Source organism: Planktotalea sp. (genome assembly GCF_018607965.1).
GTDB lineage: Bacteria > Pseudomonadota > Alphaproteobacteria > Rhodobacterales > Rhodobacteraceae > Planktotalea.
Window position 1 is genome coordinate 1 of the sequence record NZ_JABBAM010000033.1, and the last position, 14789, is coordinate 14789.

Below are 14789 nucleotides of genomic sequence, written 5' to 3' on the forward strand. Positions count from 1 at the left end.
ACGGAATCACACCAGACGCCAACCCAGAAAATGTGAAACTCATGATCGATACGGTGCGTTCGCACACATCTTAAAGCGTAAAAGAAAAAAAGGCCCACCAGTTGTGGCGGGCCTTTTACATTTACGACGCTCTGTCGCTTTATTCTGCGGCTGAAACAATAAAGGCCCAAACGTTTGCTGCATCTTCAGCATCTTTCAGCTTGAACGCCATCTTGGATTTAGCCTTTTTGTCATCCAGCGTTTCACGCAAGAAAGCCTTTGGATCGGCAACATAATTAACAAAGTCAGCCTCATTCCAGACAAGACCTGCTTCGCCCGCGGCCACTATAGACTTGCCATATTTATAGCCCTCAAGGGATCCAGCTTGGCGTTCGTTCAATCCGAATAAATTTGGGCCAGTTTTGCCGCCCTTGAAGATCACCGTATCATCGTCGGAAACGATCATGTGGCAAGCTTTGCACTTCTTCATTACATTTTCACCAGCTTCCGCATCGCCGGATGCGTGACCGCCTGCGAAAAGGGGTGCCGCAGCTAGGCAGACGCCCAGTGTTGTCGCAATTAACTTTTTCATATCGTTTTCTCCTGTGCTTCCGGAAATGACTCTAGCGCGCAATACGCCATGGTAAAGTGGCTAGGCCGTCTTTCTTAAGAAATCACCACTAATTGATCGTAACTGTCAATCAAACTTTACACTTGATGACTCATTAAGTGTAACGCTACACTTACACTATGATCGATTCAACCACCTACTCATCACGGCGCGTGCCTGAGCCTGCGGCAACGCTTCGCCTGATCAAACCTATAACGTGGTTTCCACCGATGTGGGCCTACTTATGTGGTGTTGTTTCTTCGGGCATCGCACCAAGCGGTCAATGGGCTTTGGTCCTTTTAGGCGTCATATTGGCTGGGCCAATCGTGTGCGGAATGAGTCAAGCAGCCAATGACTGGTGTGATCGCCACGTAGATGCAATCAACGAACCAGACAGGCCCATTCCCTCTGGACGTATCCCAGGGAAATGGGGGCTATGGATTGCACTCGCGATGTCTGTTTTGTCCTTAATAGTTGGTGCGCAGCTTGGCCCTTGGGGTTTTGGAGCAACCGTGTTTGGTGTGCTGGCCGCTTGGGCGTATTCAGCCGAGCCTGTCCGTTTGAAAAAATCTGGCTGGTGGGGTCCCGGACTTGTTGGTCTTTGCTACGAGGGCCTTCCTTGGTTCACAGGTGCTGCAGTGCTCTCACTTGGTGCGCCATCTTGGTCGATCATCAGTGTCGCAGCTTTGTATGCGATTGGTGCCCACGGCATCATGACATTGAACGACTTCAAAGCGCTTGAGGGCGACCGCCAAACGGGGGTCAATTCTCTGCCCGTCACGCTAGGCCCCGAACGCGCAGCACGCGTTGCTTGCTGGATCATGGCCCTGCCTCAAGTCGCCGTTATCGCATTGCTGATCTCTTGGGACAAACCTTTCTATGCTCTCGCAATCGCGGTCCTTGTGGCGGCGCAAGGCTGGGCAATGACCATCCTCCTCAGCGATCCGAAAGGCCGCGCGCCTTGGTATAATGGGACAGGCGTTACGATGTACGTGTCCGGCATGATGATCGCAGCCTTCGCATTAAGGACCTTGGCATGACGCTTTCTTGGACACAAATTATGCGCCTTGGCCTTGTGCAAATGGCCCTTGGCGCAATCGTTGTTTTAACGACGTCTACGCTGAACCGTCTAATGGTTGTTGAGTTTTCGCTACCCGCACTGTTACCCGGTGTACTGGTCGGTTTGCACTATGGCATTCAGCTTTCGCGTCCACATTGGGGATATACCTCCGACACAGGCGGCAATCGCACGCGTTGGATCATTGGCGGTATGTTTATTCTTGCCGCAGGCGGCATGGGAGCTGCCTATGCTGTCACGCTTTTCGCGCAAAGCTATTGGCTCGCACTTAGCTTTTCTATTGTCGCTTATGCATTGATTGGGATCGGTGTCGGGGCTTCAGGAACGTCCCTTTTGGCCTTGCTCGCAACTGCGACCGCACCGCATCGACGTGCAGCTGCGGCAACTATTACATGGCTGATGATGATCTTCGGCATCGCTTTGACGGCGGGTCTTGCGGGTAGTTACCTTGATCCCTATTCCCCTACACGTCTTTTGAGTGTTGTTGCTGTGGTCGTCACGGCTGCAACCTTACTGACTATCGTTGCGATTGGGCGGATCGAGGGCCGCGTGACGGCGATGAGGCCGGAGGCAGACATCCCCTTCATGGACGGCATGCGCGCAATTTGGGCAGAGCCGAAAACACGCAATTTCACGCTGTTCGTGTTCCTGTCGATGAACGCATACTTTATGCAAGAGCTGATCTTGGAACCCTATGCAGGTCTGGTCTTCAACTTCACACCCGGTGAATCTACTGCGCTCAGCGGCGCGCAAAACGGGGGCGTGTTTCTTGGAATGCTAACCGTTGGTATCGTTGCGACGGGGTTGAAGATCGGCCAATTGCGCACTTGGGTAATCTCTGGCTGCATCGGGTCCTGCATTATCCTTGGGCTGATTTGCATGACGGGGTTCGCCTACACAGGTCTGAACTTTAGCTACCTTGTTGTCGCACTTGGTTTCTTCAACGGAATGTTCGCGGTTGCCGCGATTGGCGCGATGATGGCGCTTGCCTCTGAAGGACGTGGCCAACGCGAAGGTACACGCATGGGCATTTGGGGCGCAGCACAAGCAATTGCCGCTGGATTCGGCGGACTGACTGGCGCGTTACTTGTCGACGTCATGCGCACATTTGCACCAGACGGCCCCGCCTTTGGCACCGTTTTCGCGTTCGAAGCCCTATTATTTCTCGCCGCTGCTATGATGGCTGCGCGCGTAATGGAAAACACGCAGGCTCCAGTGGTCGCGTCTATGATCCCGGGAGAATAAGCAATGTTTGATGTTGTTGTTATTGGAGGTGGCCCATCTGGTGCTACGGCTGCGGAAGATTTGGCGCGTTTGGGTCGCAAGGTTGCGATGATTGATCGCGATGGACGGATCAAACCCTGCGGCGGCGCGATCCCTCCCCGTTTGATCGAAGATTTCTATATTCCCGACAGTCAAATCATCGCGCGCATCAAAACCGCGCGCATGGTGTCCCCAACGCAGCGTAAGGTTGATATCCCGATCGAGGATGGCTTTGTCGGCATGGTGGATCGCAAGGATTTCGATCCTTTCCTACGGGCGCGCGCCATCGAGGCTGGCGCGCAGTGTTTCACGGGCACATTCTTGAGAATCAAACGCGACGGTGAAGGCACACATGTTGTGTATCGCGACAAAGAATCCGGCAACGAAGTCGAACTAGCCACCAAGCTTATCATCGGCGCGGACGGTGCGCGTTCAAAAGTTGCCAAGGCCGAAGTACCCGGTGGCGATAAGATCCCCTATGTCATTGCTTACCACGAAATTATCGAAGCACCCAAAGCGGGACCCAATTATGATCCCAAACGGTGTGATGTGATCTATGACGGCGCGATTTCCCCCGATTTTTATGGATGGATCTTTCCACACGGTGCCTCTGCGAGCGTTGGAATGGGAACCGGTATTGAAGGGGTTGATCTGAAAAAAGCGACCGCTGATTTGCGTGCCTCTGCGGGTTTGGAAAATTGCAAAACACTGCGCCGCGAAGGCGCGCCAATACCGCTGCGCCCAATGGATCGCTGGGACAATGGTGTGGATGTTGTGTTGGCGGGTGATGCTGCTGGCGTCGTTGCCCCGTCCTCGGGTGAGGGTATTTATTATGCAATGGTCGGGGGCCTCGTTGCAGCGACTGCAGCCAGCGCGTGCCTGGAAACGGGACGTGCCAAGAACCTGCAACTTGCGCGTAAACTGTTCATGCGCGAACACAAAAGCGTCTTCAAAGTGCTGGGCGCGATGCAAAACGCATATTATCGCAGCGATGAACGCCGCGAGCGTTTCGTATCGTTGTGTCACGATATTGACGTGCAGAAACTGACGTTTGAGGCCTACATGAATAAGCGCCTCGTCAAAGCGCGGCCTATGGCACATCTGAAAATCGGTATGAAAAACCTCGCGCATCTGACGCGGATCATTTCGGAGACACGGGTCTAATGACGATCATGATTCCTGCGTGGGTTGGTGAGGAATTACAACCTGTTGAGAAACTGGCAGCCCATCAACGTGGGCTGCGTCACAAAGCGATTTCCGTGTTCGTGACGTGTGGTGATGACATCCTGATCCAACAACGTGCGCTCGGAAAATATCATACCCCTGGCCTTTGGGCGAACACGTGCTGCACTCATCCTGACTGGGACGAAGACCCGCTACATTGCGCCATGCGGCGCACGGATGAAGAGCTTGGAATCACTGGCCTAGACTTGGATTATCGTGGCCAAGTTGAATACCGCGCAGGTGTGGGCAATGGCCTGATCGAGCATGAAGTTGTTGAGGTATTCATAGCGACCACGTCACGTGACCTGCAGTTCATTCCAAACCCTGATGAAGTCATGGCGACCAAGTGGATTTCGCAGCAAGCCCTGCGCCACGAGTTAGAAATTAATCCAGACGCCTACACCCCTTGGTTGCGCATTTATATGGCGCAGCACAGTGATATGATTTTCGGAGAAATAGCGTTGAGCGACGCCTAATCAGACGCTCAAAACCTTCATTGTTACATTGGCCGCTTGCAGCGCAGTTGCCGCGATATCCGTCGCGGTTAACCCCGCATCTGCATACATTGCATCAGGTGCGGCTTGATCAACAAAGCGATCTGGCAACGTCATTGTACGCACAGCAATATCCCCATCAAGCGATCCATCTTGCGCAAGGTCTTGCAATACCATCGCACCAAATCCGCCTAAGGACCCCTGCTCGACTGTGATCAGGGCCTTGTGGTTTTTCACAAGTTGGCGCAACAGCGCGCGATCCAGCGGTTTGGCAAATCGTGCATCCGCAACGGTCACGGATATGCCTTGCGCCTCTATCAGATCTGCCGCTTTCAAACATTCGCTCATGTGTGCGCCCAAGGACAAAATCGCGACGTCGGTTCCTTCCCGCACGATGCGGCCTTTCCCGATTTCCAGCACGTTGCCGACCTCGGGCATTTCAACGCCCGTTCCCGTGCCGCGCGGATAACGGAACGCGATGGGGCCAGAATCGTGGGCGACCGCTGTGGCGACCATGTGGACTAATTCGGCCTCGTCAGAAGCAGCCATCACGGTCATATTAGGCAAGGCGCAAAGGTATCCAATGTCAAACGCGCCCGCATGGGTGGCACCGTCTGCACCCACAAGTCCCGCACGATCAATTGCGAAACGCACAGGAAGATTCTGCAAAGCAACGTCATGCACGATTTGATCGTAGCCGCGTTGCAGGAATGTAGAATAGATGGCGCAGAACGGTTTTAGACCCCCTGCAGCCATACCAGCAGCAAACGTCACACCGTGTTGTTCTGCGATGCCCACATCAAACATGCGTTTAGGAAATTGGTTCGCGAAAATATCCATGCCTGTGCCACCGGGCATGGCCGCGGTTATACCAACAATCTTTGAATCTGTTTCAGCTAGTTTGCTCAAAGCTTGGCCAAAGACCTTTGTATAGCTCGGCGCATTGGCGATGCTTTTGGATTGCGTACCGCTGGCAACATCAAACTTGGACACGCCATGATACTTGTCCATAGAATTTTCCGCAGGCGCATATCCTTTGCCTTTCACAGTGCAACAGTGGATCAAAACCGGCCCCGTCGCGCGGGTGCGTGCGGATCTAAGGACCGACAAAAGTTGGTCCATATCGTGGCCATTGATTGGGCCGATGTACTCAAAACCCAACTCTTCAAACAGTGTTCCGCTTGATCCTGTCGCCCCCGTCACCAACTGGCGTGCACGACGTGCATGATCGCGCAAAGGACCTGGGAGGGCCGCTTCAAATTCTTTGCCCAAGCTGTGCAGCGTTTCCAAAGGTGCAGCACTTAGGCCAGACATGTATTTAGACATGGCCCCTACAGGGGGTGCGATGCTCATCTCGTTGTCATTCAGGATAACGAACATGCGGCGCCCCTCGGCACCTGCGTTGTTCATCGCCTCGTAAGCCATGCCTGCGCTAATGGAACCGTCGCCAATAATCGCAACAGCGTCGCCTGTCGGTTCGCCCATATCGCGTGCGACTGTGAACCCTAGAGCGGCTGAAATAGAGGTTGAGGAATGTGCAGCACCAAAGGGGTCAAATTCGGATTCTGAGCGCTTGGTAAACCCTGAAATCCCATCCTCTTGGCGCAAGGTTTTCATGCGTTCGCGCCGTCCTGTCAGCACTTTGTGCGGATAGCATTGGTGGCCGACATCCCAGATCAGCTTGTCGCGCGGCGTGTCAAAAACCGCGTGCAATGCAACGGTCAACTCAACCACACCAAGGGAAGATCCAAGATGGCCACCCGTTTGGGACACGGCCTGCACAACTTCGCTGCGCAACTCGTCAGCAAGACAAGAAAGTTCGGAATTACTGAGCCCTTTCATATCGGACGGGGCAGCAATCTTATCTAAAATTGGGGTATTCGGGCGTGTCATATCAACGGCCTTTTCTCGACGTTCAGAAAATCTCGACGTTTGTGGCTAGGCCTGTTGGCTCGGGAACAGATGACGCAAACGGGAAGGTCTGGCGGCATCTGTCTCCCGTAGCCAACAGGAGCTGTCAGGACGTCGAGATCCTGACGATTTCCGGATATCTAAGGGACTAAATATCCGAAACTAGTGGGCGTCACGGCCAAGTCTGGGCCGCGTCGCAAATCTTAAACCTGCTTGATCTCGTGATCGTTCAGGATAAACGAAAAGGGTGTTGGATCTTCTGTTTCGCGAGATTCATCAGGAAGCAGTCCGCCTACCCAATAAATCGCAGTAATCGAAAGCCAGATCACAAGGCAAAACACTGCGGCGTAGCTTGCACCCTTTAGCATTAGCCCCAGAACATCGGCGCTTAGTCGAAAATTACGGTTCGCACCTGTTCTGAGGTAGTCGTCATTATCACTCATCATCACATTCCTTCTGTGAGGCTGCGGCGCTTAATCAAGCGGCGCGTACCCATGTAGCTGTGCCCAGACGAACCAGTTTTCGACAACAGTTCCAGTGAGCAGGATGCCGATGCCGCCAGTCAGCGGAGTGAGAACCGCAAACCACCAAGCCCAGCGGTGAATACCTTCCATCGTAGCGTTGAAACCCATGGTCCAGCGCCAGAACAAAGCCGCACGTTCAGAAGCCGTTCCGCGATCAACGATCTGTTCAATCTCACGCTCACCGCCGTAGCGCGACACGGCAAGGATCGTTGCGCCGTGCATCGCAAAGAGCAGTGCAGAGCCATAAAGGAACGCGATCGAAAGAGCGTGGAAGGGATTATAGAACAAGTTGCCATAGGTCAGTGAAAACAGGTTCGTCCAATCAAGGTGCGAGAACACACCGTAGGGAACCGCTTCTGCCCAAGAGCCCATCATGATCGGGCGGATAAGGCCCAGAACGAGGAACAGCCAGATTGCAGAGGCAAAGGCCCAAGCAACGTGCTTACCCATGCCCAACTCTTCAGCGCGCAGGTAGGTTCTGACCCACCATGCAAGCACCGAGATCAGCAGGAAGAACGATGAAATTAGCCACCATCCGCCCTCGTCTAGCGGTGCCATTCCCAATCCATATTCTTCAGATGGTGGTTCAAGGGACAGCCAGAACAGCTCTTTCAGGAACAACGCTGGGGAATAATCCACCTGTGCCCAAAAATCGATGCCAACCATCATGAACCAGATCAAACCGGTCGCAAGAGAGATGACACCAAAAGTTCCCAGATAGATCGGCCCAAGCTGGGCGTTTCCAAAAAGTCCAAGGAGGGTTGAGAAGCTCGCGGAATTTGTCCGGTCGCGCTCAATTGATCCACCTGTGGGATCCATACCCATTTCCGGGGGGCCCTGAACCTGAACCTGCGTGAAGATATTTTGATATTCAGCCATTTTTCATTCCTCTCCTACAGATCCGCCCACCAGGGCAATTCAGCGTACCAATCCCACCAGCTGCTCCAGCTGTCGAACCAGATGGTTCCTGAGATAACGATACAGATGGCGCTCCAAATCACAGCGTTCAGTGCCAAGAACAGGCCTAAACGGTGGATGCCCAATGGCCCGATGGAGTAACCGATCAGATCGCGGAAATACGTGTCTTCGTGGTCAGGCGTGGCAATCTGTTTGCCTTTGCCCGGATTGACTGCCGACAAAACCAATGAACCGTGCAAGGCCAGTGCAAAACACGTTGTAAAGAAGAACGTGATCGCGACCATATGTGCAGGGTTGTAATGGAAATTACCGTAAGCGTAGCCGACGTTATTCACCCAATCGAGATGGCTGAAAATGCCGTAAGGAAAGCCGTGCCCCCAAGCGCCCAGCAAAACAGGGCGAATGATAACCAGCGTGACATAGGCAAGAATAGCAACGCCAAACGCGAAGGGCACGTGATAGCCCATGCCAAGTTTCCGTGCGATTTCGACTTCGCGCATCATCCAGCTGAGAAAGGCGAACGTCGCGCAGAACGTGATGATCTGCCACAAACCGCCCTCAGCCAAAGGTGCAGCGCCTAAACCTACGTCTAACGCGGGTGGATCAATTGAGATCAACCAAGGGTTCCAAGTGTCGCCAAGCGCGGCACCGTATAAAATCATGAGTGTGCCAAGTGCGGCGAAAAAGATCGTCGTGACACCAAAAAAGCCAACATAGAAGGGACCCACCCAGAAATCGAATAGATCACCACCCACCAGCGTCCCACCTCGGACGCGGTATTTCTTTTCGAAGCTGAGCTGTGCCATCTTCTTTCTCCTTCTCACACCAACGCCTGAATTGGCGTGTGCACGTATAATTTTCAGATGTGTTTGCTATGGGCGGGACGGTTTGGCCCCGCCCATAGCTATCTTTGAAAGTGCTGAGTTATTCGCCGGCAGATGCGCTGAATGCGCGATCGAACCAGTTAGTCTCTGGATTGCTAAGCAGAACGAGATGAATCATCGCTGCTAGCAAAAAGAGGAACACACCCTGTGCCACGAAAACGCGACGCGGGTCGAAAATCAGCCAGATTTTGTAAAACTGAGCCATGTGATGTTCTCCTTAGCCCCAGGCGAACCAGGGCAGTTTGATGTACGTCAGTACGTGAGCGATAACGGCGATGGTCGTGAAGATCATTAACCCGCTCATGTAAACAGAGTGCAATTCCTGCGCTTGTTCGTCTGTGAGACCTGTAAAACTTAGGTCATTTTTATCAGCCATTTTTTTCTCCTGAAAATATGTACCGACGCCGCGCAACCCCCGCGACTGGGGTGTGACAAGGGTTCATCCCCTGCCTTGATCCACTACCCCAGTGGGGAAATGCGGATTTAGTTACCCCCACGCTTTCACGCGGGGGATGGTGTTAGGCCCAGAAGATGCGCGGCGTAATTGTGCGCGCTTCGCTCCAAGCCATTGAAAGAGGTCCTTTGGCGGGCAACGCGATGTGGCGTACCAAGGAATATGTCCAGATCAACGTACAGATCGGCAACGCTGCCAACAGGATCAGCGCGAAATAGACGCGGTATTCACTGGTGGAGGGTTGGTTACGTTTGCCGCTTTCGGACATCTCGTTTGAGTTGTTTGTAAAGTCAGTCATTTGGCTCCTCCCGAAGCTGGCTGAAGACCTTCAACGATCTCCAGAAAAACCCGCTCTGCCCCATGCTCAAGCGCGCGCTTTTCGGCGGCGTCTCGCAATGTTTTGGCTGCGGAAATTCTAGTTAAAATGGGATGGCTGGCGACGATCTCGTCCAGCCGTGTTTGCGCGTCCGTGTCCCAAGGGAAATCACGGCGCAGCGATGTTGGCGTTGCAGGTGTCGCGTCCATCTCGGTCGCAAGCGGCAAGATATGAAACAGCGCGTCAAACAGACTGTTGCACACTTCTTGCAACAGATACGTCGCGCCCGCGTAACCCATGAACGGTGTTCCCGTCGCGCGCCGAATAGCAGCACCGGGGAAAGACGCGGGAATGAAACTGGGGGCCGGACCAAAGCCCGCTTTCATTTCAGCCAAGTACATCTTTTCATTGATGGAGCCCAAAACGATCAACGGTTTTTTCGTGTGCATCATTTCGCGCACATCGTCGTTGTCGGTTTTCTTTCCACGAAGGCGCGCAACTGCGAAAGCACACGGCAGACCAAGATCTTTCTCAAGATAATTCTGAATGCCACGCGTGTAAGTTTCATTGGCAACAATCGCGAAGGACGCGGTTGCAAAGAAGTCTTGCGTCACAGAGCGCCATAAATCCCAAACGGGTTTGATGGTGGAGTGCTTTTCCTGCTCGATGAACGGCTCTGGATCAAGGTCCAGCATTTCGCCCAAAGTACGTAGAAATTTCGTGGTGGATTCGATACCGATAGGCGCTTGCAAATAGGGCTTGTTCAGCACTTCGCACAGACCACGCCCAAATTCACGATACATACAGATGTTCACATCCGCATTCACAAGTCCGCGCATTTCCGCAACATGCGCGCCAAGCGGCATCACCATATTCACGTCCGCGCCGATGCCCTCAACAAGGCGTCGAATTTCCGCCAGATCGGAGGGCATATTAAACGTGCCATACATCGGCCCAAGGATATTCACGCGGGGCACGGCACCCTCTTCGCACTTTTTCTCAGGCGGCATACGGCCCTTGGTCATGCCAAATTCTGTAAAGATCCATGTCATTGCGCGATCTGCGGCTTCCCATTGATCTTCATCAATCGTGCGCGGCAAAAAGCGTTGGATGTTGGTGCCCATCGGCGTGACCCCACCGCCAATCATTTCCGCAATGGACCCTGTGACAACAACCGCAGGCAACGCTGGATCGAGCACTTCCCACGCGCGTTTCATCGACTCTTCCGTGCCGCTGCCCATTTCCTCTTCGCCAAGGCCGGTTACGACGATTGGCAATTCATGGGGTGGCAAGCCGTCGGTGTAGTGCAAAACGGATGTGACTGGCAGGTTCTCACAGCCAACTGGGCCGTCGATCACACATTGCAAACCTTTGACGGCGCAGAAGGCATAGATCGCACCCCAGTATCCGCCCGCGCGGTCGTGATCTTGGACTAGCATCAGATCATCTCCTGCGCTTTGGCGGCTTTGGCAGCGCGTTCAAGTTTCTTTTGATTCGTTGCGCGGAACGTCGGGTGTAAGTTCGGGGATTTTTCCCAAACACCGGCTGTGTCGCCGTGGCCGACGCCTTCAAAGAATTCGCGCATATGCGCCATGCGTTCCTTGTTACCCATCGCCGCATTTACAACCTCGGCCAAGGATCCAGCACCTGCGACACCCATAAGGGGGCGCGCAGAAATCAGATTGGTGAAGTAAAGCGATGGGATACCCAGCTCTTTGCCCTTTTGAACAACAGGCGTTGTGCCGATTGCCAGATCAGGGCGGATCGCTTCCATCGCGGCGCAATCGTCCTCTAACGACGCGCGGAATTTAACCTTAACACCTTTGTCCTCAAGCCACGCCGCATCATGAGCGGACCATGGGGATTTGGCGCAGGCCGTGCCGACGTATGGAATATTCGCACCGCTTTCGATCAACAAACGCGCGACCAAAAGTTCACTGCCCTCGTAGCCAGATAGCGTGATTGTGCCGTTGATCGGCTTGGCAGCAAGTGCATCCTTGATCAACGGTAGGAATTGGTTTTGTGCAGCTGCGATTTGATCGGCTGGGATATTGAACGTATCGCCAATCGCCTTGAGCCAATCGCGCGTACCGTCGTGACCAACGGGAGCAGAGCCAACAACGGGACGACCCGCTGCCTCAAATTCACGCACAGCCGCAGTGTAGAACGGATGGATCGCAGCGACGGCGCCGCAATCAAGTGCTGCGTAAAGTTCACGCCATTCACGACATGGAACGACTGGGCCAGCAGCCAAACCAAGGGGTGCTAGCATCTGGCCGATGACCATCGGATCGGCGGGGAACATTTCGCCCAATAGACTAACCGTCGGGCGATCTGACTTACCGCTGGCTGGCATAGGAACCGGGCCTGCTTCGATCTCTTTACGGGCGTAATTCAACATCGCGCCAGCCAAAACGTCCTTGGCCTCTGCGTGGGTTGGAATACCGAAACCGGGTACATCAATGCCAACGATCCGTACGCCGTTAATCTCTTCTGGTAGCAAGCGCAAAGGCACGCCGGACGCTGTGGGAACGCAAAGGTTCGTCACAATAACCGCGTCCAGCTTTTCTGGATCAGCGATATCATGCACGGCTTCACGGATGTCTTCGAACAGCTTGCCCGTGACCAAGGTTTCCGAATTGAACGGGACATACCCAACGGAACGGCGTGCACCGTAAAAATGGGACACGAACGTCAGACCATAGACGCAACAAGCCGACCCACTTAGAATCGTCGCCGTGCGCTTCATCCGCAAACCAACGCGCAAGGAACCGAATGCGGGACACATGCTTTGAGGTTTATCGTGTGGGCCTTGGGGATAGTCAGCCGCGTATTGATCCAAAATTTCGGATTTTCCAGCAGCACGCGCCGCTGCATCCATCGCGCCGATGCCAGCTGTACAGCCGCCCTCAACTGCAACGTCCTGCAAAGCTTTCTTGGTAAGTTCCGGAATTTTGGAAACGTCGATCATCATCTCAGGCGCAGCAGGTGCGCTAGCCTCAGTGATCTGCAATTTGCCGTCGGCGTCATACCCGACCTCGAACCCACCATCATGACTCATGATATAGCTCCGCTTATGTGAAGCTGTGGATCAGACATTGTCATACACCACTTCAAGGCTGGCACGTGGCTTGGCCTTTTTACCGCGCATGTCCAAGTCAGTCGCGGGCACCAGCGTATAATCACCGCCCGTGTCCTTGGCATCAAACAGACCAAGCAAACCGTCCTGATCCAGCGGCGCTGGACGCACAGGCGGCGCAATGCCAACCGCATCGCCGAGCGCGCCGAACAGGCTGCCCCACTTGGATTCGGACGTGCCAACAATCTGATAGTTGGCAGATTTCTTGCGCAAATCATCGTCTTGCGGGATCGAGGCAAGAACAGGAATGTCGACCGCTTCGGCAAAGGCTTGCGCCTCTCCAGAACCATCGTCTTTGTTGATCACAAGGCCCGCGACACCAACGTTACCGCCTAGTTTGCGGAAATATTCGACGGCAGAACACACGTTGTTGGCCACATAAAGCGACTGTAAATCGTTGGACGCGACCAGAATAACCTTTTGCGCCATGTCACGTGCGATCGGCAGGCCGAAACCGCCGCAAACAACGTCACCAAGGAAGTCGAGCAAGACATAATCAAAATCCCAATCATGGAAGCCTAATTTTTCAAGCAGCTCGAAGCCGTGAATAATGCCACGACCACCACAGCCGCGGCCCACTTCAGGGCCACCAAGTTCCATCGCGAATACACCGCCACGTTTGAAACAAACGTCGCCAATCTTGACCTCTTCGCCAGCAATCTTTTTCTTGCCAGAGGTTTCAATGATCGTTGGGCAGGCTTTACCGCCGAACAACAAAGACGTCGTATCAGATTTTGGATCACACCCGATCAGCAAAACACGTTTGCCCTGCTCGGCCATCATGTGGCTAAGGTTGGCCAGCGTGAACGACTTACCAATGCCGCCCTTACCATAGATCGCAATGATCTGGGTTTTGCTGGTCGGCTCGCCTTGAGGCACCTCCAAAGAGGGCTCAACTGCGGCTTCATCGCGCAAGCGTTGGTCAAAATCCTTCAGATTTGGCACTTCGTCTTTCACGATATTTCCTTCCAGTTTAACATCATTTTCAAGCACGACGGATCGCTAAAGGCTGTTTCATAAGCCCTCGGTGCATCGCTCGCGTTTGAGGTGTGTGTGATTAATCCCGCCAAGCTAAGCGCGCCGCTTTCAACTAGCGTGCGTGTGGCGGTTAGGTCATCAGGGGTCCATTCAGCAGCGACGCGAAACCGTGCTTCCTTCATGAAAGCAGGTGGGAAAGCAAAGCTGATCGGGTCAGTGTAAAATCCGGCCAAAACGATTTCACCACCCTTGACCAAACGCCCGATCAAATCGCCCAAGATGGCGGCAGATCCAGAGGCGTCGTAAATAGAAGTATAGTCACGGCGCGTATCGGTTTCGGGGTCGATCACGTCATATCCAACAGCACCCGTGCGCCGCGTTGGATCAATTTCCCAAACCGTGGGCGCAGGCGCACCAGCAGCAACCGTAAGGCGTGCAAGCAAGCGACCCAAAACACCATGTCCAACGATCAAATCAGGAACTGCCTTCAGTGGACCCGCCATCGCGTGACGCGCAGTCGCGGCCAAGGCCAGCAAAGCGCCCTCAGCGCCAAGGCCTGCATCAATCTTTGTAACGCGCTCTTCTTTGCTAACCAGCAACCGTGCGGCGCCACCAAACAATCCAAACGCATCTTCATAGCAATTTGCACCCGGTACAAAGACACTATCACCCGCCTTATACATGCTTCCCGCGCCTGCCTCGACGACTTCGCCAGTGGCCTCATAGCCGGGCACCAAAGGATAGCCCATGCCAGGAAAGGGCGGCATTTCACCGGACCAGAACAGTTTTTCAGTGCCAGTCGAAATTCCTGAGTGAGAGATTCGCACAACCAAATCACCCGCGTTTGGCGGCGTGACATCCAGCGTGTCCAAGCAAAGATCGCGTGGACCTTTTAGTATAACGGCTGCGGTTTGCAAAGCGGGTCTCCCTCCCTGCCGGTCCGAACGTTTGAGCATAGACTCAAGGTGCAGCGGCTTGTCTCAATTGTAAGTTAAAACTGACATACCATACTGTCAA

At 53.9% G+C, this 14789-nt stretch carries 16 protein-coding genes; 4 read left to right on the forward strand and 12 right to left on the reverse strand.

Annotated elements, in window-relative coordinates:
• Positions 1-139: 139 nt before the first annotated feature.
• Positions 140-571: a cytochrome C gene (locus QZ279_RS02300; RefSeq protein WP_293447394.1), complete on the reverse strand. Its 432-nt coding sequence runs from the start codon at positions 569-571 to the stop codon at positions 140-142.
• A 158-nt stretch (positions 572-729) separates the two neighbouring features.
• Here QZ279_RS02300 and chlG point away from each other — a divergent pair, with 158 nt between their 5' ends.
• Genes chlG through idi form a run of 4 tightly spaced genes read left to right on the forward strand, consistent with a single transcriptional unit; the run spans position 730 to position 4630 of the window.
• The gene (chlG, locus tag QZ279_RS02305) at positions 730-1629 is read left to right on the forward strand and encodes a chlorophyll synthase ChlG (protein ID WP_293447397.1); all 900 of its coding nucleotides are present in this window, start codon (positions 730-732) and stop codon (positions 1627-1629) included.
• Positions 1626-2912 carry a BCD family MFS transporter gene (locus QZ279_RS02310; RefSeq protein WP_293447400.1) on the forward strand — a complete coding sequence of 429 codons (1287 nt, stop codon included), beginning with the start codon at positions 1626-1628 and terminating at the stop codon, positions 2910-2912. The genes chlG and QZ279_RS02310 overlap by 4 nt, the downstream gene beginning before the upstream one ends.
• A gap of 3 nt (positions 2913-2915) precedes the next feature.
• The gene (locus tag QZ279_RS02315; RefSeq protein ID WP_293447402.1) at positions 2916-4094 is read left to right on the forward strand and encodes a geranylgeranyl diphosphate reductase; all 1179 of its coding nucleotides are present in this window, start codon (positions 2916-2918) and stop codon (positions 4092-4094) included.
• Complete coding sequence (gene idi, locus QZ279_RS02320; protein ID WP_293447404.1) at positions 4094-4630, forward strand: isopentenyl-diphosphate Delta-isomerase; 537 nt, start codon at positions 4094-4096, stop codon at positions 4628-4630. Before QZ279_RS02315 ends, idi begins: the two co-directional genes overlap by 1 nt.
• Here idi and dxs read toward each other — a convergent pair whose 3' ends face one another.
• From dxs to bchC, 11 genes are all read right to left on the reverse strand, one after another.
• Positions 4631-6541 carry a 1-deoxy-D-xylulose-5-phosphate synthase gene (gene dxs, locus QZ279_RS02325; protein WP_293447406.1) on the reverse strand — a complete coding sequence of 637 codons (1911 nt, stop codon included), beginning with the start codon at positions 6539-6541 and terminating at the stop codon, positions 4631-4633.
• Between the two features lie 221 nt (positions 6542-6762).
• Positions 6763-7005 (reverse strand): RC-LH1 core complex protein PufX, encoded by a 243-nt coding sequence (gene pufX / locus QZ279_RS02330; protein ID WP_293447408.1) that lies wholly within the window; start codon positions 7003-7005, stop codon positions 6763-6765.
• 27 nt (positions 7006-7032) lie between these two features.
• Positions 7033-7962, reverse strand: coding sequence for a photosynthetic reaction center subunit M (gene pufM, locus QZ279_RS02335; protein WP_293447409.1), 930 nt, complete (start codon positions 7960-7962; stop codon positions 7033-7035).
• A gap of 14 nt (positions 7963-7976) precedes the next feature.
• On the reverse strand, positions 7977-8807 hold the full coding sequence (gene pufL, locus QZ279_RS02340; RefSeq protein ID WP_293447411.1) for a photosynthetic reaction center subunit L: 831 nt from the start codon (positions 8805-8807) through the stop codon (positions 7977-7979).
• Between the two features lie 118 nt (positions 8808-8925).
• Positions 8926-9090, reverse strand: coding sequence for a light-harvesting antenna LH1, alpha subunit (pufA, locus tag QZ279_RS02345; protein ID WP_293447414.1), 165 nt, complete (start codon positions 9088-9090; stop codon positions 8926-8928).
• Positions 9091-9102: 12 nt separating this feature from the next.
• Entirely contained in the window at positions 9103-9261 is a 159-nt protein-coding gene (pufB, locus tag QZ279_RS02350; RefSeq protein WP_293447417.1) for a light-harvesting antenna LH1, beta subunit, read from the reverse strand.
• Between the two features lie 142 nt (positions 9262-9403).
• Positions 9404-9637: a cytochrome PufQ gene (pufQ, locus tag QZ279_RS02355; RefSeq protein WP_293447420.1), complete on the reverse strand. Its 234-nt coding sequence runs from the start codon at positions 9635-9637 to the stop codon at positions 9404-9406.
• Positions 9634-11094: a chlorophyllide a reductase subunit Z gene (gene bchZ, locus QZ279_RS02360; RefSeq protein WP_293447422.1), complete on the reverse strand. Its 1461-nt coding sequence runs from the start codon at positions 11092-11094 to the stop codon at positions 9634-9636. The genes pufQ and bchZ overlap by 4 nt, the downstream gene beginning before the upstream one ends.
• On the reverse strand, positions 11094-12716 hold the full coding sequence (gene bchY, locus QZ279_RS02365) for a chlorophyllide a reductase subunit Y (RefSeq protein WP_293447425.1): 1623 nt from the start codon (positions 12714-12716) through the stop codon (positions 11094-11096). The genes bchZ and bchY overlap by 1 nt, the downstream gene beginning before the upstream one ends.
• A 30-nt stretch (positions 12717-12746) precedes the next feature.
• Entirely contained in the window at positions 12747-13751 is a 1005-nt protein-coding gene (locus tag QZ279_RS02370) for a chlorophyllide a reductase iron protein subunit X (protein WP_293447428.1), read from the reverse strand.
• Positions 13748-14689, reverse strand: a complete 942-nt coding sequence (bchC, locus tag QZ279_RS02375) for a chlorophyll synthesis pathway protein BchC (protein WP_293447430.1) — start codon at positions 14687-14689, stop codon at positions 13748-13750. The genes QZ279_RS02370 and bchC overlap by 4 nt, the downstream gene beginning before the upstream one ends.
• Positions 14690-14789 lie beyond the last annotated feature (100 nt).